Genomic DNA, 22,623 nt, shown 5'->3' with positions numbered 1-22,623 from the left:
TGCCGAGATCGACGCAGGTCCCTTCGGCATCGTCCCGGCCGCATGTAGCTCGACTTCGCCGCGACAGTGCAGTGGTTGCAAGGATTTCCGATCGCTTAGTCTTAACCATGAGGCACGCCTCAAGCCAGGTAGGATCGGTTCTCCTCCACGACCCATGCGGCTTATCTGCTGGACAACATGAGGGGCGAACGAAAGATCGAAGCGGTGAAACGGTACGGCGCCGATCATGCCATCGACCACCGCCAAGGCGGATTTCGGGATCGCGAACTGGAAATCACCGGCGGTCGCGGCGCTGACGTCGTGTTCGATCCGGTGGGCGGCGACGTCTTCGATGAGTCCCCGGGCGACATCATACGGGTTCACTTTTGCTGCAGGTCGCGGAGAGCTTCATAGCAAGCCATACTTCGGGAATTGGTCCGAAAATACCAAGTTCCACTTCGCGATTGCAGCGCCCGGCCTGCTCGCGTTCTTCTCGTTCATGGCTTGCCCAGACCAAAGAGCGGCATTGCTCAGCTTGCTAAGTGCATCAACTCGTGAGGTCTCACTCGAGCAGGCGGTCAACACGAAGCTATCGTCTGGGAATCGCGGATCGGATACGTCGGCGAGTTGATCGGACCAGAGCGCTGCGAGAATATTCTTCAGATCAATATCATACAGAATGACGTTTTCTTTTCTCATGAGAGCCGCAGCCCGCATCTCGAGATAGAACGAGCGGATCGGAGCATTGCGGTAAAATTTCCAGGCCTTGAGCAGTCGGATAAGAGGCTTGAGCTTTCCGTTCAACTTAGTATCCAAGCTGTCCACCCAAGCTTTATGGGACTCGGGCGCACTAAATTTCCAGCCTCCCAATCCATCCGGCATGTCGAACTGGCGAAATCCGAGCATCGTCTTACCCGTTTCGTCGACAGGAATGATTTCGACGCGTTCTGCGCCTTCGTCACCGAACGGTATCTGCACTCCGGGACCATTCACTCGGATGTTTGCCGTCGAAGGGAAGCGGGCGCGCATCGACTCAGCAACGGATGCAAGCGTTCGGCCAGAATCCTGTTTGAGATTCGCCCTCGGAATGACGGCAAAATAGTCGACGTCGCTCTGACCGCGCACATTGGTGGCGGCACCGAATGACCCTGTGCGAAACATCGTCACGAGACCAAAATCCGATTTCAACCTAGCCTCGACAGACGCTCGGTGCGAAGCGGCGCTCTGCGTTTCCTGCCGTGAAGTGCTCAATTTTGGGAGAAACTGATCGAAAGCATCTTCCACAGTCAGCGGCATCGTCGGATCTCACTCACCAATGACCTAAAGTTCCTAGCGCTCCGATGTCAGGCCACCGCCTCGTCGGGGAGCTTTAGAATCGTCAGAATCTCGTCCTCGGGAAGCCGGAACGACTGCTCCTCAACCTCGAAGCGGTCACAACCCTTGAATCCAAACCACGCGTCCGCCGGCATCTTCCTTGGAAAACTCTGTTCGGCGGCATCTTCGAATAACATCGCTCCGGCGAAAGTCGCGCGATCAAGAGTATCAACAGGAAACCACCAAGGTTGGATCATCGGCGCACGCTCGAACCACCTCCGCTTGGCTCTTCCGTAGCAGGCAATGATCATGGGGAAGCGGTTTAACACCGTCATTTTGAAGAGAGTCGCCGTCAGGCTGGCTGAATACTCCTCAGCTACTTCGCGCGCGGCGGCCAGCGTCGGTCGCTTGATTTTACGCAACCGGGGGGTAAGCAGATAATTCGGTAAAATGAGATCCGACGCGAACGCATCCGCCTGCCGCTCGGGGTCGAGGGGGCCGTTGCCGAAATTGCAGACGTCCCGCCCCCCACAGAATAGCATCCTACCCTTGTGATGGTGCCAATGCCCTAGTTCGTGGGCGAGCGAGAACCTGCGACGATCTGGAGAACTTTGGCTGTTGACAGCGATCACCGCCTTCCGCCTCGATCCGACGATCGAAGCCTCGCAGCGATCGAGCGGGCGATAGTCGACGACCGCTCCGCGCGTCCATGCGATGGCTTCTAGGTCGATCTCGCCCGGAGCTTCGATTCCAAGGCTTTTGAGAATGCGTTCGGCGGGCGTCAGCGTGGTCATTCGACCTCCGGATCCTCGGACTCGAGACGCGCGAGCCGAGCGAGGTCGTCGAGGATTCCTTGTTCGTCGCTATCGGACAGGCCTTTTCCCTTGCGAGCGGCCATCATCATATCGGAAGCCTTAGTTCCGTCCCCGGCACGCATATGGTCGAGTTTCTTGCGGATGGCGTCCCTTTCTTCGGCAGATACGTTCGTCGACTTGGCCTTGAACGCCGCGACCGCCTGCTTGGCCAGTTGGAGACCTCTCTTCGCGGCAGCGATCTTGGCACGCTCGGTCACCGCATCCATCTCGGTGACGACCGCATCGGAATTGAGGCCTAGCGCGGCGAACTCCTCGCGAAGCTCTTCGGAAGAAGCCGCAAGGATGCTTTCGTCGATCGCATCGTCTAGCTTTTCAAGCTCTTCGCGATATGTGCGGTTGCCGCTCATGATCGAAACCCGTTCGGGAATTTCCTGCCCAGGATCTTCCTGATCCGTTTCATGATATAGTCGTAGCCAGCTTGATCGACCCCGATCTCATCGCGCAACGCTTTTCCCTTGTTCGGACCCGCGATGGCGATGACGGCCAGCTGAGCCTCCTCGTCGCCTTCGAGGGCGTTGTAGATGATCTTGATCGTATCCTCGGACTGCTTTTCGATAAGCGCCGCCTCCGGATCTAGACCATCCGACGCAACCCGCCGCTCCACTCCGACGCGCCCCTCCTCCTCGGTGAGCGACTCCGTCCGTGCGAGCGCCTTACGGCGGTGCGAAGCTATGCTTCGCATCGATTGGGCGAGAAACGCGACGAAAGATTCGTCCTTGGGGCACCTCCGTTCGCCGACGATCGCCTGACAGACCGCCTCGGAATAGAGCTCGTTCTCTCCGAGGTCCGTTCCGCCCCGACGGCGCCGCTCGATGAGCCGGAGCCTGCGCTTGTCGTCCGCGGACATTGAGTCGAGCTTCTCCAGCACCTCCTCGGGGGCGAGGTGCTCCGCGTCCGAAACCGGGGCAGTGCTGCCTTTCGGGGATCCGCTCATGTCGTCCGTGGCCTCGAATATCCCATGCCGGGCTGGGCGAAGGATTCGGACAAAAAATCTGCCCGCGGGAAAAAAATAGAATCCGGGTCCGAAATCGCGCGGCCCGCCGGCATACCCGTTTAGTAGCCGAAGCCCCACCGGACGTGCTCCGGCCTAATACAACCCAAGGCCCGGCGGTGCAACCTTGAGCGGTCGCCCGAGTCCTTGGACGGAGGTTTTTGTGCCCAAGAACATCGTCGTCTTTTCGGACGGCACCGGCCAGGACGGAGGCGCCCGGCCGGAACAGCGGATCAGCAACATCTACAAGATGTATCGGATCTCGCGGGATCACGCCGACACCGGCATCGATCCCTCGCGGCAGGTCGTCTTCTACGACGCGGGCCTGGGCACCGACATCGGCGCTACGGCCCTGACCGCACCCGTCCGCTTCGTCCAGAAGCTGCTCGGGTCCGTCACCGGCGCCGGCATCAAGCGCAACATCGCCGACTGCTACGAATTCATCGTGAACCACTACGAACCGGGCGACAGAATCTTCCTCTTCGGCTTTAGCCGCGGTGCCTACACGGTGCGCAGCCTCGCGAACCTCCTGATGCTCTGCGGTGTGCCGACGAAGTCTCCCGGAGGCGCGCTGATGTGCTATCGCAAAACCGTCAAGGACATCGCCTGGGAGGCGGTTGATACCGTGCTCGAGCACGGTGCTGGGCACCCTCGGGCTGAATTCGAGGACGAGCGTCTCGAATTGGCCCGGCGTTTCCAAATCAATTACGGTTCCGGCGACGGCAGCGATTCCAACGTCGCACCGTACTTCATCGGCGTCTTCGACACCGTCGCCGCCTTGGGCGCGAGCGGCCTGCGTTATTTCGTCATCCAGGCTGGCCTGGCCACCGGCGTCGCGGGTGCGGCGTTCGCCGGCGGATTTCTCCCGGCGGTCCTGATTGCGTTCGCATGGTCCTGGTGGTTCGGCACCGGCTTCATGCTGACCGGCTTCATCGCCCAAGTCGCCATCATTGCAGGCGCGCTCTGTGCGTTCTGGTACTGGCAGAACAAGTCGACAACCAAGACGATCGTCGATTATCCGAAGCCCGGAGAGTCGCGGTCCCACAAGGCCGAGTGGAAGGGCGAGAACTTCGATCGCCTGTTGAGCCGTCACGTTGCTTTCGCGCGCTCGGCGAACGCGATCGACGAGACGCGGAAGGATTTCGACCGCGTCGGCTGGGGCGGCCGCGACGAGGGCGCGCCGCATTTTCCTGGACACGAGCGGCTGCTCCAGTGGTGGTTCGCCGGTAATCACTCTGACGTCGGCGGCTCCTATCCGGAGCCCGAGTCGCGGCTCTCCGACATCGCGCTCGAATGGATGTGCCGCGAAGCCATTTCCGTTCCCGACGGCTTGCTCACGGGCCCCATCGTGGTCAGCGGGAAGAAGATGGAAGGAACGGGCGACTTCGGTCAGGCGCTAAACGTCTATCCGGACGCCGGCGGCGTGCAGCACTGCGAGATCGCCGGCATGCGGGACACGATCGACGCGTTGGGCGATACGCTGCCGAACTTGTCGTGGCTTCGAAAACTGCTCGCCCACCAGACGTGGCAAATCAAGATCCGCGACATCGGTGCCGCCTCCAAGGTCCATCCGACGGTGGCTCAGCGCTTCGAGCTTCCGACCGTCGTGCAGTGCGCGACAGGAGCGGCACACTACCGTCCCGAAGCGCTCGCCCGACACGACGATTTCAAGCAGTACTACCCGGGGAAGGCCGACGCGTCATGAAACTGGTCTCGCTGTTCGACGACTTCCTGAAGGAGACCGTCAACCTCAACAAGACCAGGATTGATCTCCTGGAAGCCAGCATCCCTGCGCTTAAGTCCTTCGTCCGCGACTCTGACTGGAAGCCGAAGGTCCGCACCTTCATGGAGCAAGGCTCATGGGCTCACGAAACCATCATTCGCCCTGTCGACGGCGGAGAATTCGACGCCGACCTTCTGGTGATGGTGGATCCTGTCGACGGCTGGACTGCCACCGAATACGTCGAGAGCCTTGGGCGTGTATTCTCCGGCAGCAAGACCTACGAAGACAAGACCAAGACGTGGGACTACTGTGTCACGATCACCTACGCCGGCGACCGCAAGATCGACCTGGCCCCCTGCGTCGTCGGCCGACTCTGGGAGGGCAGCATGGAGGTCTGCAACAGGAAAGACAGCTTCGAACTGACGGCGCCCATCGAGTACACCGAATGGATGAAGGAGAGGAACGCGTATTCGGGCAACAACTCCTTCCGCAAGGTAACGCGGCTGGTTAAGTACCTGCGCGACATCAAGGAGACTTTCACTTGCCCGTCCGTTCTGCTCACAACCCTGCTTGGCAATCAGATTCAGTGGTTCGAGAGGGGCACCGATGAGTTCGCCGACGTGCCGACGACTCTCAAGACCCTGATCGGGCGGCTCGACGACTGGCTTCGGATGTATCCGTCGAAGCCTACGGTGACCAACCCGAAGCTTCCGAGCGAGGATTTCTCGGCACTCTTTGGCACCGACGAGCAGTATACGAACTTCCGCAACGTGATCGCCCGGTACCGGAAGTGGATCGACGACGCTCACGCCACCGAGGGGCGGCAGGAGAGCATCAAGGCTTGGCAGAAGGTCTTCGGGACCGAGTTCGCCAAGGCCGATCTGGTGAAGGTCGCGGCGGATGGAGTGTCCGAAAGCAACAGCACTTCCCTCGTCAGCCGCTTCCTTGACTCGACGGCGGCCCACCTCGGTGGAATCGTGGATGTGGTCCGGGACTACGGATTATCGATCTTACCGGCCAGCTTCGCGCGCCCAGCGCACATGCAGACGCCACGGTGGCGTAGCGTGCCTCAGCCGACGGACATCGCGGTCTACGCGGAGTGGCGCTCCGCCAGTCATGTGGAAGTCGGTCGGCCCGTCATCGCCGGACAGTTGTTGACGCCGCAGGGTGGACTTTACTTCCGGGCGGCGCTTGTCGGCGGCGCGCCCGTGCCGCTGGAATACTATGTCGAGTGGCGGATCACGAACACCGGAGCCGTGGCGATGACCGCGAGAGCGGGACGCGGCGGATTCGAGGTATCGAACAAGTCGAACGGCCGATGGGAAACGCTGGCGTATCGTGGCATCCACATGGCCGAGGCCTTCGTCGTTCGTCGGAGCGACGATGTGCTTGTCGGTGTCAGCAAGCCGTTCTATGTCGTCATCGAGTGAGCGGGAGCACCAGATGAACTCGATTGCGCAAGAGCAGGATTCGCCGGTATTCCAACGGCTCCTCAAGGCCCGCCAGCGCATCTATTCAGACGCGACGCGCTATCAGATTCTCCAAATGACGTTGACAGTTGTGCTCCCGGTCGTAGGAGCGGTGCTAGCGTTTGCGTATCCGCAGACTAGGCCCTACGTGGCGCTGTACGGTCTGATCGCGACCGCATTGGACGTGATGTGGGTCGATCGAATGCAGCGCCGATTGCTAAAGGTCGCGGCGAAGGTCAGCGAGGAATTCGACTGCGGCCTCTTAAAGATGCCATGGAATTCCTTTGTCGCTGGCAGGCGCGAAGATGCGGAAGTCGTCGACGCTGCCGTACGCCGCTGGAACGACAAGCCATCCAGCATCGAGGAATGGTATACGGGGATCGACCCGGCCGCGAGGCATTCTATGGCTCGCCTGGTCTGCCAACGAATAAACCTCCAGTACGACGCCTCGCTGCGGAGGAAATACGGAACCTACCTGATTTGGGGCGCGGGAATCGCCTTCATCGCATTAATCGTCGGCGCAGTGCTGAAGGATCTCAAGCTGATCGATTTCGCCGCCGTCGCAGCCACGGTGTCGCCGGCGATCTTCTGGGCCATCCGCGAGCAGTTCAGGCAGTCGGACGCCGCAGCGGCCAACGAGACCTTAAAAGGCGAAGCAGAGAAGTTTCTTGAGGCAGTTCGGACCAACGGTTGTGACGATGCCGAGTGCGAAAAGCGGTCCAGAGAACTTCAGGATGCTCTGTTCCAGCGCAGAGTAGCCAACCCGCTCGTGCTGCCGCTTGTCTACCGACTCATGCGCAACGAACTTGAGAAACAGGCGCAGGCCGGTGCCGACGCGCTGCTGAGACAGTAATAGCCGCGGAGCCGCAAGACTTGGCGGGATGGTCTCGCAAACCGGTGAAAAAAGCGCGGATCCGGACAAAACCGAATCCCGTCGCTGATTTCTGAACGAACGCGTGCGGTACTCGCGGTCCCCGCGCAATGCTCCCGCGAGAATAGTTCGGCGGCGGAAGAAGGTCTAACTGCGACCTCGCAGTGGCGCATGTGCTCCTTCGCCGATCACATTGTGGAGAGCATACTGTTAAACAGGCCCCCAAAAACACCGTTTGAAAAACCGTTTTAGTTCGGCAGTCTCCAACGGTTTTTCCCGCTAAGTCCTTGAGGATCATGGTGGGCGCACCAGGGCTCGAACCTGGGACCCGCTGATTAAGAGTCAGCTGCTCTACCAACTGAGCTATGCGCCCGAAAGGCGGTCAATGCCTTGCGAGGCCGGTCGTTTAGCAAAGCGATCCGGGTCTGGCAAGCGATGGGACGCAAGTTTTCCAAGGCTTCGTCCGCAGGGACCAAAAAGCGAAAAGCCGCTGGATTCCAGCGGCTTCGCCAAGGTTAGTCCCGGGGTTAATCCCCGGGAAATCCCGTACTTGCTCAGAGCCGGCCCTCGCGGTCCCGGTCCGGGCCCGGGCCGCCGTCGCGATCGAAGCGGTCACGGTGGAAATGGTCCATGCCGCGCTCCATCATGCGGTCCATGCCGCGTTCCATGAAGTGGCGGTGCCGCGGGCCGTCGTCGCCGCCGCCAAATGGACCGCGGTGGCGGGTCAGCACGGCGAGGCGCCGCTTCTGGCCCTCGTCCAGCGTCTTGTAGAGCGGGTCGGCGGCATCGGCGATCTTCTTCAGGGCCGCAGAGCTCGCGCCCATGTCCTCGGCGCGCTGGCGCAGGCGGGCGATCGGATCACCCGGCTTGTCGCCATCGCCCGGGCCGGCATTCATCCGCGCATTGGCGCGGTCGATGCGCAGCTTGGCGAAATCGCGCACGGCAGCCTCGACCGGCGGCCACAGCTTCTCCTGGTCGGCGTTGAGCTTCAGCCCGGCATGGACGGCGGCGATCCGCGCGTCGACGAAGGCGGCGCGGTCTTCCGGGTTCATGCGGATGTGGCGGATGTGCTCCATCCACGGGCGGTGATATTGAGCATAGACCGCGCCCGAGCCTGCGATGCTGAGCACGGCGATGGCAGCGATGGTGAACTTCCTCATGACGTACCTCCTCTGGAAGGATGCCCCGAGGATGAGCGCGGCGCGGCTGACGTGCAACTTACAACTTGGACAGGGAGCGCGTTCTTACAGAGATGTAACTGCCGTGAATATCCATTCAGATGCATACTGAAATGATTTGCAACAGAAAGGGCTTCCGTGCAGTGCACGGAAGCCCTTGGTTCATCGCCTTTTTAGATCAGTTCGTGGTGCTCTTGGCTTCCTTCAGGAACTCGTCGATCAACGGCTGGCCGACGCGGCCTGCGGCGTCCTTGTAGACCGGCTCCATCGCCTTGCGCATCGCCTCGTCCTGCTCCGGCGTGAGCTTGATGATCTCGCTCTTGCCGCTCTTCTTGATCTCGGCCAGCGCGGCGTCATTCTCCTTCTGCGACTGCGCGTTGTTGAAGTCGGTCGCCTCCTTCATCGCCTTGGACAGCTGGTCGCGGATGTCGGCCGGCAGATCGTCCCAGAACTTCTTGTTCACGATCACGACGTAGCCGATGTAGCCGTGGTTGGTCTCGGTGATGTACTTCTGCACCTCGTGCATCTTCTGGGTATAGATGTTCGACCAGGTGTTCTCCTGGCCGTCGACGACGCCGGTCTGGAGTGCCTGGTAGACTTCCGAGAACGCCATGACCTGCGGCAGTGCGCTCAGCGCCTTGAACTGGGCCTGGATCACGCGCGAGGACTGGATGCGGAATTTGACGCCCTGATAATCGGCGGGCGTCACCAGCTTCTTGTTGGCGCTCATCTGCTTGAAGCCGTTGTCCCAATAGGCAAGTCCGGTGATGCCCTTGGCGTCCAGCAGCTTGAGCAGTCTCGTGCCGAGCGGGCCCTCCGTCACCTTCCGCAGCGTCTTCAGATCGGGCAGGATGTAGGGCAGATCGAACACCTCGAATTCGCGGATGCCGAGCGGGCCGAATTTCGAGTTGGACGGCGCCAGCATCTGCACGCTGCCGAGCTGGAGCGCCTCGAGCTCTTCCTTGTCCTTGTAGAGCGTCGAGTTCGGATAGACTTCGACCTTGACCTTGCCGCCGGTGTACTTCTCGGCGAGCTCCTTGAATTTCTCGGATGCCTTGCCTTTCGGCGTGTCGGTGGCCACCACGTGGCTGAACTTGATGATGATCGGCGATTGGGCCGATGCCGCCCCGGCCAAGCCAAGTGCCAGCGCCGCAATGGAGGCGGCGATCGCGAAGGTGCGCATAATTTCTCCCCGTTGTTATTCTCTTGGGCCGCCCAACGCGGGCGCCTATCCAATAGCCGGGAGCATCAATAGCGGCTCACGCATTGAGCCGCTATTGGCCCTTAGCAGGGCGGCTATTCATGATGAACGCCAGTGAGCCCCTCTCCCGCTTGCGGGAGAGGTTGGGGAAAGGGTGTCTCCGCAACGGGACATTCCCATGAGGAGAGAACCCTCACCCGCCACGCTTCGCGTGTCGGCCTCTCCCGCGAGCGGGAGAGGCAAAGCCAACTCGCAGCTTCGTCAGCTCGCCGCTGCCGTCGTCACCGTGTCGCGCTGGCGCTTCATGACGATCTTGTTGAGTGCGCCGAGATAGGCCTTGGCCGAGGCCACCAGCGTATCCGGGTCCGCCGCGCGCGCCGTCATCGCACGTCCCTCATGCGACAGCCGCACCGAGACTTCGGCCTGCGCGTCGGTGCCTTCGGTCACGGCGTGAACCTGGTACAGCTCGAGCTTGGCCTCGTGCGGCACCAGGCGCTTGATGCAGTTGAACACCGCGTCCACCGGTCCGTTGCCTTCGGCTTCCTCGATCTTGATCTGGCCGTCGACGTCGAGCTTCATGGTCGCGCGCTGCGGGCCATGGGTACCCGCGATCACGGTCAGCGAGGTCAGCTTGATGCGGTCGTGTGAGGCCGCCATCTCCTCGTCGACCAGCGCCTCGATATCCTCGTCGTAGATATCCTTCTTGCGGTCGGCGAGCGCCTTCATCCGCGTGAACGCATCTTCCAGCTGGTTGGGGCCGAGCTTGTAGCCCATCTCCTCCAGCTTGTGCACGAAGGCGTGGCGGCCGGAATGCTTGCCGAGCACCAGCGAGGACTGCTTCAGGCCGACCATTTCCGGCCGCATGATCTCGTAGGTGGATGCGTCCTTCAGCACGCCGTCCTGGTGGATGCCGCTCTCATGGGCGAACGCGTTCCGGCCGACGATGGCCTTGTTGTACTGCACTGGGAACGAGGTCGCCGCCGACACCACCTTCGAGGCGCGGGTGAGCTGCGTCGTATCGATCTTGTTCCAGTAGGGGAATTTGTCGTTGCGGACGTTGATCGCCATCACGATCTCTTCGAGCGCAGCGTTGCCCGCGCGCTCGCCGATGCCGTTGATGGTGCACTCGACCTGGCGTGCGCCGCCGACGACGCCGGCCAGCGAGTTCGCGACGGCCATGCCGAGGTCGTTGTGGCAGTGCACGGAAAACACGGCCTTGTCCGAGTTCGGCACGCGCTCGATCAGCGTCTTCATGAAGTGGGTGTATTCCTCCGGCACCGTGTAGCCGACGGTGTCGGGGATGTTCACCGTGGTCGCGCCGGCCTTGATCACGGCTTCCACGATGCGGCACAGATACTCCATCTCGCTACGGGTGCCGTCCTCGGCCGACCATTCGACGTCGTCGATCTGGTTGCGGGCGCGCGCAACCATGGCGACCGAGGTCTCGAGCACTTCTTCCGGCGTCTTGTTCAACTTCACCCGCATGTGCAGCGGCGAGGTCGCGATCACGGTGTGGACGCGGCCGCGTTTTGCAAATTTCACGGCTTCGGCGCAGCGGTCGATATCGGCCGGATGGGCGCGGGACAGGCCGGCGATGACGGCATTCTTGGAGCGGCGGGCGATCTCGCTCACCGCTTCGAAGTCACCCTGCGAAGTGATCGGGAAGCCGGCCTCGATGACGTCGACGCCCATATCGTCCAGGAGCTCGGCGACCTCGAGCTTCTCCTCGAAGGTCATGGTGGCGCCGGGGCACTGCTCGCCGTCGCGCAAGGTGGTGTCGAAAATGATGACGCGGTCCTTGTCGGACTTGTTCGCGGGGGCCATTGCAAATTTCCTTTTGAGCTTCTGCGCCGTCAGTCTGCTGGGCGCTTGAGGTGTCCGATGATCTCGACCAACCCCTGAGCGCCCAGGCGCGTGGCGCCCAGCCGGCCCTCAGGGGCAAGTAAGAAGAAGGCCGCCAATAAGGAGGGTGGGCAGCAACGCGGCCGGGATCGTGGCGGCGGCCAGAGCCACCTCCCCCGAAATCCCATCGATTTGGCCACGAATCAGCATTGCCAGACCCTTTTGAGCCACACATCCTCGGCCAAAACCGTTGACGGTTCGTTGCCGGAAGGCTCAACGCGCCCGTTTCTAGACGAGAAACGGCCGCAACTGCAACGCCAAAAAGATGGTCAGGGGAACTGACCTAGTAGGGAGTTATCACGCGAAGCAGAATGCGGCGACACCGTGCCGGATTTCGCTTCGCTCCATGCGACCAGACTGGCGCAGCACCGCCGATTATCCCGTGCCGGTGCGGCGGGCGCGAGCCCTGCTCTCCCAGCGGTTCAGCATCTGGCCGAGTTCGCCGTTGACCACGGGCACCACGGTGCTGGGGGGCGCGATCTCGTTGGTGTTGGCTGGCGTGTTGGCGGAGAGCCAGTCCGGCTCGACATATTCGCGCCAGCGGCGTGCCTCCGCCCGCCTCTTGCGGGAGACGTGCTCCCGCGTGAAGTAGCCGCCCGCAAATGCGATCGCGAGCAGGATGACCAGTACGACACCTTGCACAATGAGCTCCGGCTTTATCCCCGTCAGCGCCGCCAATCCAAACGCATTTTAAGGTGACGAAATTGCGACCCGCCGCCGCGCAGCGGTTTCGATTTCACCCCTCGCAACCCGCAGCGGACCGCATTAACCTCCACTTGGCCTGGCCGGGATCAACCGGCCGGCGAACACGATCGGGAGGACGCGATGACACGCCAGGAGGCTCGTGACAAAGAGCAGCGTGACCAGAATGCTGCGCTTTCACGACGAACACTTGTTCAAGGGCTCGCAATCGGCGCGGCCACAATGGTTGGAGCCGGCTCCGCGCTGGCCCAGACCGGCCCCGCCGCACCGCCAACGACGATCACGACACCGCCGCGCGATTTCGGCCCCAACGGCGCACCGACCACCTATTTCTGGGACCCCGACATCATCGCGGTCGATCCGTCCTTCAACGATCTCGCGCAGCCCAACACCGCGATCAAGCGGCTGTACACCGGACTGCTATGGGCCGAAGGCCCGGCCTGGAGCGCGCAAGGAAAGTATCTGCTGTGGAGCGACATTCCCAACAACCGGCAGATGCGCTGGACCGAGGACGACGGCCGCGTCAGCGTGTTCCGCACGCCCTCCAACAACTCCAACGGCAACTCCTTCGACTTCCAGGGGCGCCAGCTCTCCTGTGAGCACCTGACGCGCCGGGTGACGCGCTACGAGCACGACGGCACCGCCACCGTGCTCGCCGACGCCTATCAGGGCAAGCGGCTGAATTCGCCGAATGACGTCGTCGCGCATCCCGACGGCAGCTACTGGTTCACCGATCCGCCCTATGGCGGCCAGCTCTACGAAGGCGAGCCCGACGTCGCGGGTGGCCCGAGCAATGCAAGCGGCAAGCTCAATCCGCGGATCGGACAGCCGGCCGGCTTCGTGCCGGGCAAGCGCGAGTTGCCGACCAACTGCTATCGCATCGATCCCTCGGGCCGCATCGACCTCGTCGTCACCGAGGACCAGGTGCCCGACCCGAACGGACTGTGCTTCTCGCCGGACTACAAGAAGCTCTACGTCGCCTCGACCGGCAAAGGGCCGGGCGACACCGGTCCCGGCGGCAAGGGCGAGATCTTCGTGTTCGATGTCGGCACGGACAACAAGCTCTCCAACCTCAAGAAGTTCAGCGATTGCGTGGTCGACGGCGTGAAGTGCGGACCGGACGGCGTGCGCTGCGACGTCAACGGCAACGTCTGGGCCGCCAGCAATGCCGGCCGCGCGGTCGGCTACAGCGGGGTGACGGTGTGGTCGCCGGAGGGCAAGCTGCTCGGCCGCATCCGTCTGCCGGAAGTATGCGGCAACGTCACCTTCGGTGGGCCGAAACGCAACCGCCTGTTCATGGCCGCGAGCCAGTCGCTCTACGCGGTGTACACGGCGACGCAGGGCGCCGGCCCGGGCTGAGGCCGAAGAGCGGATCACGACACGGCGCCGGCATGCTCTGCCGGCGCCGAATGATGCTTTATCGGTCGTTTGAAACGACCCAGCACTATCCCCATTCGTGATGATGCATCTCATACGGCTTTACGCCCAGCAGGTCGATGATCTCGGAGCCGACCAGCAACAGTGTTCCGCCATGATGGTCAGATGATTTTAAGACGTGAACGTCGCTTGAAAATTGCAATTTGTCCTGTTTGGGATCGAAGTCGGTGATGACCGCGGTGTTGTGCTTGCCTGCGAGATCACCAAGATCGAATACGAACGTATCGGCACCGTCACCTCCGGTCATGGTCATGTGGCCGCGCGCGGCGACCAGCGTGTCATCCAGATCTCCGCCGGTCAGGATATCCCTGCCGGGAGATCCGACCACAAGCTGCGCCATGCCTGCTGCAGCCTCTTCTCCGGTCGGGTCTACGCCGCCCAGCGTCCCGCTGTGACGCTCGGTGGCGACGAAGGCATCGCTCTGCATCGCATTGGTATCGGTGTCACGCAGAATGAGGTCCGACAGCGTGGTGTTCTTTATCTCATTCAGGGTCTGCTTATCGAAGCCTTGGTTCTCGAAGTAGTAGCGATCACCGTCGCGCAACGCGGTGAATTGGTCGGCGATGATTTTGCCGAAGGTGGGCCCGATGACGGCTCCTGGCGCATGATCCTCAGCCAATCCACCGGCCCACAAATCGACGGCATCGATCGAACCATAGGCTTTCTCGAACGCTGTTGCCGTCGCCGGATCAGAGCTGAGTTGATCGAAGCTGGTGTAAGGCGCAAGCCCCAGCGCCTCCCGCGTTTGGTTCAGTGTACCCAGCCCAAGATCATGGCCGCGTTGGATATTGATCGCCGCCAGATCCATGCCGTCCGGAGGATCGAACAGGAGGTTGCGCAAGCCATCGACAATGTGAGCGTCCAGCGGGTTGGCCAGGTCCCCCGCCAGATGCCGCAGCAGGCCGTCCGCGCCAGTCGCCTTGAAGGTCGCCGTGTCCTCGAAGAACGATTGCGCGAGCGTCTGCTCCGACGTAAAGGCCCCCAGATTGCTGATCGCACTGATCTCGTCGGAGACGATGGAGTGACCGAAGCGAAAGGCCGCACCGGCGAACTCTTCGGTGATCCGCGCATCCGCCGTGCGATCATAGCCGTGGTACGGCTTGACGGTGTCCTCGCCCAACAGATGCGGCAGGAACTCGTTATAGGTGATGTTGACCATCTCGGCCGTGGTGATGGCCTTGGCCGTCTCGTATAACTTGTCGCCGCTCCAGTTCGGATGGTCCTCGTGCAGTCGATCGACCTGGTAGTTGTGCTCGCGCACAAACAAGACTTGCAAGGCGGTCAGGTCGGGATTCTCCTGCGCCCGTACGTCGCCGGCCGCAAAGACGTTGCCGTGCTCGGTCTTGACGATCGGGAGATTGTCTCCCGCCGACACCTTCATATGGCCGTCCGCCGTTCGCAGGCTAGCTGCGGTGGCCGCGTCGGAACCGTAGATCTGCGATCCGTCCAGCCAACCCGTCACCGTGTTGATCGCGACTGCCGGACTCCCGGTGACCCCCGTCGCAGGATCGATGGCCACCCGCGTCAACGGGATCATACTACCGGGCGGCAGAAACTCATCATCAGCCGGAACCTTGATCGAGATATCATTCGTACCTGTGCCCTCTTTCTGCAGATCCAGATCGTGATCGATAAACTGGCCCCACGCATACATCATGCCTGACAGCGCGACGCCTAAGTCATCCACCAGATGCGGGCCTTCCTCGTCATCTCCAATATCCGTCTGCGCCACGACAATGTTGCTGATCTCGCGTGGATTCGGACCCGGCGTCATTTCATAGACCCCATCGACGAAATTTGCCGGCCCCAGCCGAGCAAAGTCGGTGTCGGCCTGGTTCAAGGTGGGATCCGCACGATTGTTGTTGGAGCCGTCGATGCTGCGGAATCTGAGCGCCATAGTTCACCCTCCCCGTAGAGTGTTTCGCCCCAGCGCCTTCTACATTTGGTCGCTTGCGGCATGACGCTTTTGTGATTCTTTGTGACGCTCGAATGATCGTTGAGTGGCGACATTCGCTATACGACAGAATTGCACCTCTAGGGTCTGGACTCAGTTGAGCCACCAGAGCAAGGCGGCGGTCAGAAGGATTGCTGAGAGGAAGATATCTGCGCGCTTGTCATATCGGGTGGCGATGCGGCGGAAGTCCTTCAGGCGACAAAACATGCGCTCGATGACGTTGCGGCCTTTGTAGGCGCGTTTGTCGTAGCGATGCGGGTGCTTACGGGTCGGATTTGGGGGGATGACCGCCTTGATCCGCCGCTGTGCGAGTTCCTCGCGCAAGCTTCTGGCGTCATAGGCTCGGTCGGCAATGACACTCTTCGGTCGATGCCCCAAAGTGAGCAGACGGCGGGCTCCGTCGAGGTCGTGGACGTTTCCAGCCGTGATCAACAAGGCATATGGACGCCCGATCTCATCGGTCAGCGCGTGGATTTTGGTCGTTTGCCCGCCACGCGAGCGGCCGATGGCATTGTTGAAGGCCCCCCTTTTGCGCCGGCTGCCGAGCGGTGGGCTTTGATGTAGGTGGAATCAACAGATGCCGCCCCGTACATGCCAGTCGACCCCGTCAGGGCATAGAAAATATCGGTCCAAATCCCCTGACGGCTCCAGCGATTGAAGCGATTGTAAACCGTCGTATACGGGCCGTAGACCTCCGGGCAGTCGCGCCAACGCGCCCCACATCGCAGCATATGGACGATCCCGCTGATCACCCGGCGATCATCCACCCGGTGCGCTCCGCGGCGGCCTCGCGGCAACAACGGCTCTATTCGCTGCCACTCTGCATCGCTCAACCAATAGACTTGCTTTGCCATCCAAGCCTCCCTCCGTTGGAAAGCTTGAATCACAATCCCGCCTCAAGAGGAATCTCTATTGAGTACAGACCCTAGAGGCGAAGCGGCAATCTTGGCCTGAACGATCGTGCCGAACGGCGATGTTGCGCAAATCGGCGCAGCACTATCCAAGGAACAAGCCATGCGCGTTGTGATCTGCGGCGGCGGCGTGATCGGGGCCTGCATCGCCTGGTTCCTCCGCCGCCGCGGCATCGACGTCATCGTGGTCGAAGGAACCGAGGTGGCGGCGGCCGCTTCGGGCAAGGCCGGCGGCTTCCTCGCACGCGACTGGTGCGCAGGCACGCCGCTCGACGCGCTGGCGCGGCGCAGCTTTGCCCTTCATGCACAACTGTCCGGGGAGATCGCGGGCGATTGGGGCTACCGCCCCATGACCGCCTATAGCGGCTTCGTTGCCCCGGATGACGACGCACGCCGGACTCTCCCTTCCACACTTGGCTGGCTCGCCAACGGCGTTGTCATCGCGCAACGCATCGGCACGCGCGAGACGACAGCGATCGTTCATCCCCGCAAGTTCACCTCGTTCGTGATGGACGCGGCACTGGGGCAAGGCGCGCAGCTTCGCCGCGGTCGCATCATCGGCATCGTGCGCGATGCCGATGGCATGACGGCGAGCGGCGTCGAGGTCGAGGGCGACGTCATCGAGGCAGACGCCGTCGTTATCGCGATGGGACCATGGTCGCTGCTCGCTGCGCAATGGATGAGCCTGCCCGCGGTCTACGGCCAGCGCAGCCCAAGCATCGTCTACGACACCGGCACGGATGTGCCCGCCGATGCGCTGTTCCTGGAGCTCGAGGACGGCGGCAACGCGATATCGATCGAGGTTTTCCCACGGGCCGACGGCAGCACACATATCACAGCGCTTTCCGATATCGCGCCGCTGCCGCTCGATCCCGCCGCCGTGACGCCCGACCAGGACGCGATCGCCCGCCTGCAAGCGATGAGCGAGCGGCTGTCGCCGCTGTTCACCCCTGCGAAGATCATCGCGCGGCAGGCCTGCTTCCGCCCGGTGACGCAGGATGGCCTGCCGCTGATCGGCAAGGTGCCACGGAGCAAGGGCCTCTACGTTGCGACCGGACACAATGTCTGGGGCATTCTCAACGCGCCCGCGACCGGCGAAGCGCTGGCGCAGCTGATCGCCGAGGACGCAACGCGCGAGGTCGACTTGTCGCCATTTGATCCCGCCCGGCTGAGAGCACTCGATCCATCCACGCTGCAAGCACGCTGACCCGCTTGACGACAGTGCGGCTCGTCAACCGCGGATTGCTCTCAGCCGTTGATACCCACGCATGCCCGCCGACGAAATCTGCATGCCTGCGCACGCAATGAGTGTTTGGCACTTCTCCTGCCTGCAATTTACGCAGCGCTAGACTTTAGTCCCCTTCTCACAATCCTGAACGCGGTTTCACTTGCCGAGAATGCCCTCGCCGTTATAGTCCCGCCCCAATAGCTCAAAGAAGCTTGGTTCAAAGGGAGATAACAACATGAATAAAGCACTCTCTGTTGCATTGCGAACTGCGCTTGGTGCGGCCGCGACGGGCGCGGTGATGGCAGCCTCAGGCGCGGCACTTGCAGCCGATCCGATTCGAATCGGCGTGATCGCGGAAGCGCAGGCGATTGCCGGCGCCTCCATCCCACAAGCGGCGCAGCTCGCCGCCGAAGAGATCAACGCCAATGGTGGCGTCGACGGCCGCAAGATCGAGATCGTCTCTTACGACAATCACTCCTCCTCGGCGGATTCAGTGCGCGCGTTCCAGCGCGCCGTGAACGAGGACAAGGTCAACGCGGTCATCGCAAGCTACATCAGCGAGGTGGTGCTGGCGCTGGAGCCATGGGCGTCGCGACTGAAGACACCCTTCGTCACGCCCGGTGCTGCCTCGAACGAGATCAGCAAGAGCGTCCACTCCGACTACGAGAAGAACAAGTACACCTTCCACGGCTACCTGACCTCGGCCGCGCTGGCGCTCTCGGTTTGCGACGCCGCCAAGGATCTGCTCGTCGACAAGATGCACATGAAGTCGGCGGTCATCATGAGCGAGGACGCCGCCTGGACCAAGCCGCTCGACATCGGCTACGAGGAATGCCTGCCCAAGATCGGGCTGAAGGTGCTCGACCACATCCGCTTCTCGCCTGACACCACTGACTTCACGCCGATCTTCAACAAGATCGAAGGCTCCAAGCCCGACGTGATCATCACCGGCATCTCCCATGTCGGCGTGCAGCCGACGGTGCAGTGGAAGAACCAGCAGGTGCCGATCCCGATGTTCGGCATCTCTTCGCAGGCGACCAACGAGACCTTCGGCAAGGACACCAACCAGGCCGCCGAAGGCGTGCTCTATCAGGGCGTCTCCGGCCCCGGCGTCGCCGTGACGCCGAAGTCGGTGCCGTTTGCGGAAAGCTTCAAGAAGAAGTTCGGCAACTATCCCTCCTATGCCGGCTACACCGCCTATGACGAGGTCTACTACATCGCTGACGCGGTGAAGCGGGCGGGATCGACCGACGCCGACAAGCTGGTCTCCGCACTGGAAAAGACCGACTGGGAAGGCACGATCGGCCGCGTCCAGTTCTACGGCAAGGAGGATCAGTTCACCCACTCGATCAAATACGGCAAAGGCCTGATCACCGGGCTGATGCTGCAATGGCAGGACGGCAAGCAGAGCGCGGTCTGGCCGAAGGACGTCGCCAAGGTCGACGTCAAATTCCCCAGCTTCATCAAGCTCAGCAACTAGGCAAGCAAATGCTCCCGGGACCATCTCCCGGGAGCTTCCACATGCGGCCCTCCGCAGCACCTCCCCTCAAAGCGGCAGTTCACTACTGCCACGCGGCCAGTCATCAATGCGAGCATTCCAGATCCTGATCGATGGCTTCGCCATCAGCGCTCTCTACGCTCTCGGTGCCACCGGCTTCACGCTGATCTTCGGCGTCTCCGGCGTTCTCAACCTCTCCCACGGCGCCATCATGGTGGCCGCAGCGGTGGCGGCCTGGGCCGCCGCCAGCGTGCTTGGCGTCGGCACCTATGCCGGCGCGCTGATCGGCGTCGGCGTCGCGCTTCTGACAGCCTTCGCCACCTATTTCGCGGTGGTGAAGCCGATCCAGGACTCCCGTCGCATCCCGAATGAAGAGAAGGAGATCTTCGTCCTCACCGGCACGCTGCTGTGGGGGATCATGATCCAGGAGCTGATCGCCTATTTCTTCACCAACAACGCCAAGACCGTGCTGCCGATCGTCGAGGGCGTGGTCGAGATCCTCGGTGTCCGCACGCCGCGCAACGAGATCTTCACGGCGATCGTGTGCTGCCTCGTCATCGCGCTGCTGTGGCTCCTGGTGAACCGCACCCGCACCGGTAAGGCGGTGCTGGCGGCCTCGATGAACCCGCGCGGCGTCACCTTGCTCGGGCTCGAGCTCACCAACATCTACATTGTGGTATGGGGGATCTACGGCATCCTCGCCGGCATCGCCGGGGTGCTGCTCGGGATGTTCCTCGGCGTCAGCTCCTACAGCGTGGGACCGCTGACCGCGAGTGCGTTCTCGATCGTGGTGCTCGGCGGCCTCGGCAGCGTCTCCGGCTCGCTGATTGCGGCCTTCGTGGTCGGCTATCTCGAGACACTGACGGCCTATCTGGTCTCGCCGGCCTATCGCACCATCCCGGCGCTGCTGCTGCTCGTGTTCGTGATGTACATCCGGCCCCAGGGCCTTCTGGGGAGGCGCTGAGATGTCCACCTTCTTTACCTCGCGCCTGTTCTTCATCTCGGTCGCGCTCGTCGTCATCGCGGGCACGCTGCCGCTCTACGTCTCCGGCTATGTGCTTGGGCTGCTGACCGTCGCCTTTTACTTCGGCGTGTTCGCGATGGCCTGGGATCTGCTGTTCGGCTTCGCCGGCGAAGTGAACTTCGGCCCGACCTTCCTGATCGGCGTCGGCGCCTACACCGCCGGCATCCTGAATGCCCAGTTCGGCTGGTCGGTTTACCTCTGCATCGTGCTCGGCGCGCTCGCTTCGGTGATCGCCGGCCTCGTGCTGGCACTGCCGGCGCTGCGCGTGCGCGGGCCCTATTTTGGCCTGACCACGCTGGTCGCGGTGCTGATGCTGCAGAACTTCATCGTGGTGTTCGCCGATCTCACCGGCGGCGAGATCGGCCTGACCATCCCAGACGTCATCACCATCAATGCCGGTGCCAATTACTGGATCGCACTCGGCTTCATGACGATCTCGGCGGCCATCCTCTACGGCCTGTCGCAATCACCGATCGGCCTCGTGCTCCAGGCCAGCGGCCAGGATCCGGTGCAGGCCGGCGCGCTCGGCTTCAACATCGTCAAGCACAAGCTCGCCGCCTTCATCGTCAGCGCGTTCTTCTCCGGGCTTTCGGGGGCACTCCTGGTGTTCTATTTCGGCACCGCCTCGGTCGGCACCGTCGTCGACGTCGCGGTCGGCGTGAACGTGATCGTCTCGGCCGTGCTCGGCGGCCGCCGCACCGTGCTTGGTGCCGCTCTCGGCGCGATCTTCCTGATCGTCGCCGGCGAATTTTTGCGGCCGACCGGCGAGCTCGCGACCTTCATCGTCTCGGCGGTCGCGCTTCTCGTCGTGCTGTTCTTCCCCGGCGGCTTCCTCGGAGCGGCCCTCTCGCGTGAGGCGCGCTCGTGATGGATATGAGGCTTTCAAACCGCGCCGTGCTCGAAGTCCGCGGCCTGACAAAACGCTTCGGCGGCCTGACGGCGGTGAAGAACCTCGGCTTCGAGGTCAATGCCGGGGAGATCTTTGGCCTGATCGGACCGAACGGCTCGGGCAAGTCGACCGCGATGAAGAGCGTCATGGGCATCGAGCGCCCAACCGCCGGCGAGGTGATCTTCGAAGGCGAGAACGTCGCCGGCCTGCCCGCGCACAAGATCGCGCGCAAAGGCTTTGGCATGGTGTTCCAGCACTCGCGGCCGCTGAACCGGCAGACGGTGCTGGAGAACATTCTGGTCGCGCTGCTGCCGGACAGCCTGTTCATGCTGTTCCCCGACAAGACGCTGGTCGAACGCGCCAAATGGATCGCCGACCGCGTCGGGCTTGGCGCCGTGATGAATCGCCGTCCGCCGACGCTGCCCTTCGCCGACCTCCGCCGGCTGGAGCTTGCCAAGGCTATCGCGCGTGATCCCAAAGTCGTGCTGGTGGATGAGCCCTTCGCCGGGTTGACGCGCGCCGAGGTCGAGATGTTCTCCGACCTGATCCGCAGCTTTCGCGACGAGGGCCGCGCGGTGATGCTGGTCGACCACAACGTCAAGAGCGTCGCCGCCCTCGTCGATCGCGTGCTCGCAATGTATCTCGGTGAGGAGATCGTCACCGGCAAGGCCGACGAGGTCATGAAGAACGAGACGGTGCGCCGGGTCTATCTCGGCGGCGCGATCGAGACCCACGCGCGGCCCGAAACCAGCTTCAAGGACAAGGTGCCGCTGCTCCAGGTCGAGAATGTCAGCGTGTTCTACGGCAAGGCGCAGGCGCTGGAGAACGTCTCCATCCACGTCCACGAGGGCGAGTTCGTCTCCATCGTCGGCCTCAACGGCGCCGGCAAGACCACGCTGTTCAACACCATCTCCGGCTTCCTGCCCTATAGCGGCGAGATCGTGCGCGGCGGCGAGAGACTGCGCGGCACGAGCCCGGCGAAGATCGCGCGCAGCGGCCTCGTGCAATGCCCGGAATCGCGCGAGCTGTTCGGCGAGATGAGCGTGCGCGAAAACCTCGATCTCGGCGGCCAGCATCTTGCCGACGACAAGCGCGCGGCGCAGCTCGCCTGGCTGTTCGAGCTCTTCCCGATCCTGAAGGAGCGCCAAGGCCAGATGGCGCAGACGCTGTCAGGCGGCGAGCAGCAGATGCTGGCGATCGGCCGCGCCCTGATGATGCAGCCGCAGATCCTGATCCTGGACGAGCCGACGCTGGGCCTTGCCCCCGTTATCCTCGAGCAATTGTCCAAGGCGCTGACGAAGCTGCGGCAGACCACGTCGATCACGGTACTGCTCGGCGAGCAGAACGTGACCTTCGCGCTGCCCCATGCCGACCGCGTCTATGTGCTGGAGCATGCACGGATCGTCTGGGAGGGTGATCCTGGCCGCTTCGCCAGCGAAGCCGGCGCCGATTTTCTTTGAGTCCGCCAACATCAACA

At 62.4% G+C, this 22,623-nt stretch carries 19 protein-coding genes, 1 tRNA gene and 1 pseudogene; 10 read left to right on the top strand and 11 right to left on the bottom strand.

The window, feature by feature from the left end:
- The first annotated feature begins 177 nt into the window (after positions 1-177).
- Positions 178-393 (top strand): zinc-binding dehydrogenase, encoded by a 216-nt coding sequence (locus NLM27_RS02715; protein WP_254141869.1) that lies wholly within the window; start codon positions 178-180, stop codon positions 391-393.
- On the opposite strand, the gene NLM27_RS02710 is transcribed toward NLM27_RS02715, so the two are convergent.
- The 4 genes from NLM27_RS02710 to NLM27_RS02695 are packed head-to-tail and all read right to left on the bottom strand — an operon-like array spanning position 388 to position 3,102.
- On the bottom strand, positions 388-1,275 hold the full coding sequence (locus NLM27_RS02710) for a nucleotidyltransferase (RefSeq protein WP_254141868.1): 888 nt from the start codon (positions 1,273-1,275) through the stop codon (positions 388-390). The two genes, NLM27_RS02715 and NLM27_RS02710, sit on opposite strands and share 6 nt — an antisense overlap.
- Before the next feature lie 47 nt (positions 1,276-1,322).
- On the bottom strand, positions 1,323-2,087 hold the full coding sequence (locus NLM27_RS02705) for an ImmA/IrrE family metallo-endopeptidase (RefSeq protein WP_254141867.1): 765 nt from the start codon (positions 2,085-2,087) through the stop codon (positions 1,323-1,325).
- Positions 2,084-2,515 carry a hypothetical protein gene (locus NLM27_RS02700; protein WP_254141866.1) on the bottom strand — a complete coding sequence of 144 codons (432 nt, stop codon included), beginning with the start codon at positions 2,513-2,515 and terminating at the stop codon, positions 2,084-2,086. Before NLM27_RS02700 ends, NLM27_RS02705 begins: the two co-directional genes overlap by 4 nt.
- A complete protein-coding gene (locus NLM27_RS02695) occupies positions 2,512-3,102 on the bottom strand; it encodes a sigma-70 family RNA polymerase sigma factor (RefSeq protein WP_254141865.1) in 591 nt (196 codons plus the stop codon). Before NLM27_RS02695 ends, NLM27_RS02700 begins: the two co-directional genes overlap by 4 nt.
- A gap of 220 nt (positions 3,103-3,322) precedes the next feature.
- On the opposite strand from NLM27_RS02695, the gene NLM27_RS02690 reads away from it, so the two are divergent.
- The 3 genes from NLM27_RS02690 to NLM27_RS02680 are packed head-to-tail and all read left to right on the top strand — an operon-like array spanning position 3,323 to position 7,204.
- Complete coding sequence (locus tag NLM27_RS02690) at positions 3,323-4,864, top strand: DUF2235 domain-containing protein (RefSeq protein WP_254141864.1); 1,542 nt, start codon at positions 3,323-3,325, stop codon at positions 4,862-4,864.
- Positions 4,861-6,312 (top strand): cyclic GMP-AMP synthase DncV-like nucleotidyltransferase, encoded by a 1,452-nt coding sequence (locus NLM27_RS02685; protein WP_254141863.1) that lies wholly within the window; start codon positions 4,861-4,863, stop codon positions 6,310-6,312. The genes NLM27_RS02690 and NLM27_RS02685 overlap by 4 nt, the downstream gene beginning before the upstream one ends.
- A 13-nt stretch (positions 6,313-6,325) precedes the next feature.
- On the top strand, positions 6,326-7,204 hold the full coding sequence (locus NLM27_RS02680; RefSeq protein WP_254141862.1) for an S-4TM family putative pore-forming effector: 879 nt from the start codon (positions 6,326-6,328) through the stop codon (positions 7,202-7,204).
- Between the two features lie 315 nt (positions 7,205-7,519).
- Here NLM27_RS02680 and NLM27_RS02675 read toward each other — a convergent pair.
- The 5 genes from NLM27_RS02675 to NLM27_RS02655 form a co-directional block, all read right to left on the bottom strand.
- Positions 7,520-7,595: transfer RNA gene (locus NLM27_RS02675), tRNA-Lys, on the bottom strand.
- Positions 7,596-7,776: 181 nt separating this feature from the next.
- Positions 7,777-8,382 carry a Spy/CpxP family protein refolding chaperone gene (locus tag NLM27_RS02670; RefSeq protein ID WP_254141861.1) on the bottom strand — a complete coding sequence of 202 codons (606 nt, stop codon included), beginning with the start codon at positions 8,380-8,382 and terminating at the stop codon, positions 7,777-7,779.
- A gap of 196 nt (positions 8,383-8,578) precedes the next feature.
- Entirely contained in the window at positions 8,579-9,583 is a 1,005-nt protein-coding gene (locus NLM27_RS02665; RefSeq protein WP_254141860.1) for a TRAP transporter substrate-binding protein, read from the bottom strand.
- Positions 9,584-9,862: 279 nt separating this feature from the next.
- Entirely contained in the window at positions 9,863-11,425 is a 1,563-nt protein-coding gene (locus NLM27_RS02660; RefSeq protein WP_254141859.1) for a 2-isopropylmalate synthase, read from the bottom strand.
- 453 nt (positions 11,426-11,878) lie between these two features.
- On the bottom strand, positions 11,879-12,148 hold the full coding sequence (locus tag NLM27_RS02655; RefSeq protein ID WP_254148736.1) for a hypothetical protein: 270 nt from the start codon (positions 12,146-12,148) through the stop codon (positions 11,879-11,881).
- Positions 12,149-12,328: 180 nt separating this feature from the next.
- Here NLM27_RS02655 and NLM27_RS02650 point away from each other — a divergent pair, with 180 nt between their 5' ends.
- Positions 12,329-13,564, top strand: coding sequence for an SMP-30/gluconolactonase/LRE family protein (locus NLM27_RS02650; protein WP_254141858.1), 1,236 nt, complete (start codon positions 12,329-12,331; stop codon positions 13,562-13,564).
- An 85-nt stretch (positions 13,565-13,649) separates the two neighbouring features.
- Here the strand turns inward: NLM27_RS02650 and NLM27_RS02645 are convergent, their stop codons facing one another.
- Positions 13,650-15,539 carry a peroxidase family protein gene (locus NLM27_RS02645; RefSeq protein WP_254141857.1) on the bottom strand — a complete coding sequence of 630 codons (1,890 nt, stop codon included), beginning with the start codon at positions 15,537-15,539 and terminating at the stop codon, positions 13,650-13,652.
- A gap of 150 nt (positions 15,540-15,689) precedes the next feature.
- A pseudogene (locus NLM27_RS02640) lies at positions 15,690-16,450 on the bottom strand (IS5 family transposase).
- Between the two features lie 160 nt (positions 16,451-16,610).
- Between NLM27_RS02640 and NLM27_RS02635 the strand changes: the two are divergent.
- The 5 genes from NLM27_RS02635 to NLM27_RS02615 all read left to right on the top strand — a co-directional run bounded on the left by NLM27_RS02635 (position 16,611) and on the right by NLM27_RS02615 (position 22,606).
- Positions 16,611-17,714: an FAD-binding oxidoreductase gene (locus tag NLM27_RS02635; RefSeq protein ID WP_254141856.1), complete on the top strand. Its 1,104-nt coding sequence runs from the start codon at positions 16,611-16,613 to the stop codon at positions 17,712-17,714.
- A gap of 256 nt (positions 17,715-17,970) precedes the next feature.
- Positions 17,971-19,215, top strand: a complete 1,245-nt coding sequence (locus NLM27_RS02630; RefSeq protein WP_254141855.1) for an ABC transporter substrate-binding protein — start codon at positions 17,971-17,973, stop codon at positions 19,213-19,215.
- Positions 19,216-19,321: 106 nt separating this feature from the next.
- The gene (locus tag NLM27_RS02625) at positions 19,322-20,197 is read left to right on the top strand and encodes a branched-chain amino acid ABC transporter permease (RefSeq protein ID WP_254141854.1); all 876 of its coding nucleotides are present in this window, start codon (positions 19,322-19,324) and stop codon (positions 20,195-20,197) included.
- A 1-nt stretch (position 20,198) separates the two neighbouring features.
- Positions 20,199-21,125: a branched-chain amino acid ABC transporter permease gene (locus NLM27_RS02620; RefSeq protein ID WP_254141853.1), complete on the top strand. Its 927-nt coding sequence runs from the start codon at positions 20,199-20,201 to the stop codon at positions 21,123-21,125.
- Positions 21,125-22,606: an ATP-binding cassette domain-containing protein gene (locus tag NLM27_RS02615; RefSeq protein ID WP_254141852.1), complete on the top strand. Its 1,482-nt coding sequence runs from the start codon at positions 21,125-21,127 to the stop codon at positions 22,604-22,606. Before NLM27_RS02620 ends, NLM27_RS02615 begins: the two co-directional genes overlap by 1 nt.
- Positions 22,607-22,623: the final 17 nt, after the last annotated feature.

It is taken from the genome of Bradyrhizobium sp. CCGB12 (assembly GCF_024199845.1).
Lineage (GTDB): Bacteria > Pseudomonadota > Alphaproteobacteria > Rhizobiales > Xanthobacteraceae > Bradyrhizobium.
The sequence above is the reverse complement of the archived record's forward strand: the minus strand, read 5'-3'. Positions and strand labels throughout refer to the sequence as shown.

Excerpts from the sequence above, each read along its gene's own strand:
- NLM27_RS02715 (WP_254141869.1), top strand. The coding sequence starts at position 178 with ATGAGGGGCGAACGAAAGATCGAAGCGGTGAAACGGTACGGCGCCGAT.
- NLM27_RS02710 (WP_254141868.1), bottom strand. The coding sequence starts at position 1,275 with ATGCCGCTGACTGTGGAAGATGCTTTCGATCAGTTTCTCCCAAAATTG.
- NLM27_RS02705 (WP_254141867.1), bottom strand. The coding sequence starts at position 2,087 with ATGACCACGCTGACGCCCGCCGAACGCATTCTCAAAAGCCTTGGAATC.
- NLM27_RS02700 (WP_254141866.1), bottom strand. The coding sequence starts at position 2,515 with ATGAGCGGCAACCGCACATATCGCGAAGAGCTTGAAAAGCTAGACGAT.
- NLM27_RS02695 (WP_254141865.1), bottom strand. The coding sequence starts at position 3,102 with ATGAGCGGATCCCCGAAAGGCAGCACTGCCCCGGTTTCGGACGCGGAG.
- NLM27_RS02685 (WP_254141863.1), top strand. The coding sequence starts at position 4,861 with ATGAAACTGGTCTCGCTGTTCGACGACTTCCTGAAGGAGACCGTCAAC.
- NLM27_RS02680 (WP_254141862.1), top strand. The coding sequence starts at position 6,326 with ATGAACTCGATTGCGCAAGAGCAGGATTCGCCGGTATTCCAACGGCTC.
- NLM27_RS02670 (WP_254141861.1), bottom strand. The coding sequence starts at position 8,382 with ATGAGGAAGTTCACCATCGCTGCCATCGCCGTGCTCAGCATCGCAGGC.
- NLM27_RS02665 (WP_254141860.1), bottom strand. The coding sequence starts at position 9,583 with ATGCGCACCTTCGCGATCGCCGCCTCCATTGCGGCGCTGGCACTTGGC.
- NLM27_RS02660 (WP_254141859.1), bottom strand. The coding sequence starts at position 11,425 with ATGGCCCCCGCGAACAAGTCCGACAAGGACCGCGTCATCATTTTCGAC.
- NLM27_RS02650 (WP_254141858.1), top strand. The coding sequence starts at position 12,329 with ATGACACGCCAGGAGGCTCGTGACAAAGAGCAGCGTGACCAGAATGCT.
- NLM27_RS02645 (WP_254141857.1), bottom strand. The coding sequence starts at position 15,539 with ATGGCGCTCAGATTCCGCAGCATCGACGGCTCCAACAACAATCGTGCG.
- NLM27_RS02635 (WP_254141856.1), top strand. The coding sequence starts at position 16,611 with ATGCGCGTTGTGATCTGCGGCGGCGGCGTGATCGGGGCCTGCATCGCC.
- NLM27_RS02630 (WP_254141855.1), top strand. The coding sequence starts at position 17,971 with ATGAATAAAGCACTCTCTGTTGCATTGCGAACTGCGCTTGGTGCGGCC.
- NLM27_RS02625 (WP_254141854.1), top strand. The coding sequence starts at position 19,322 with ATGCGAGCATTCCAGATCCTGATCGATGGCTTCGCCATCAGCGCTCTC.
- NLM27_RS02620 (WP_254141853.1), top strand. The coding sequence starts at position 20,199 with ATGTCCACCTTCTTTACCTCGCGCCTGTTCTTCATCTCGGTCGCGCTC.
- NLM27_RS02615 (WP_254141852.1), top strand. The coding sequence starts at position 21,125 with ATGGATATGAGGCTTTCAAACCGCGCCGTGCTCGAAGTCCGCGGCCTG.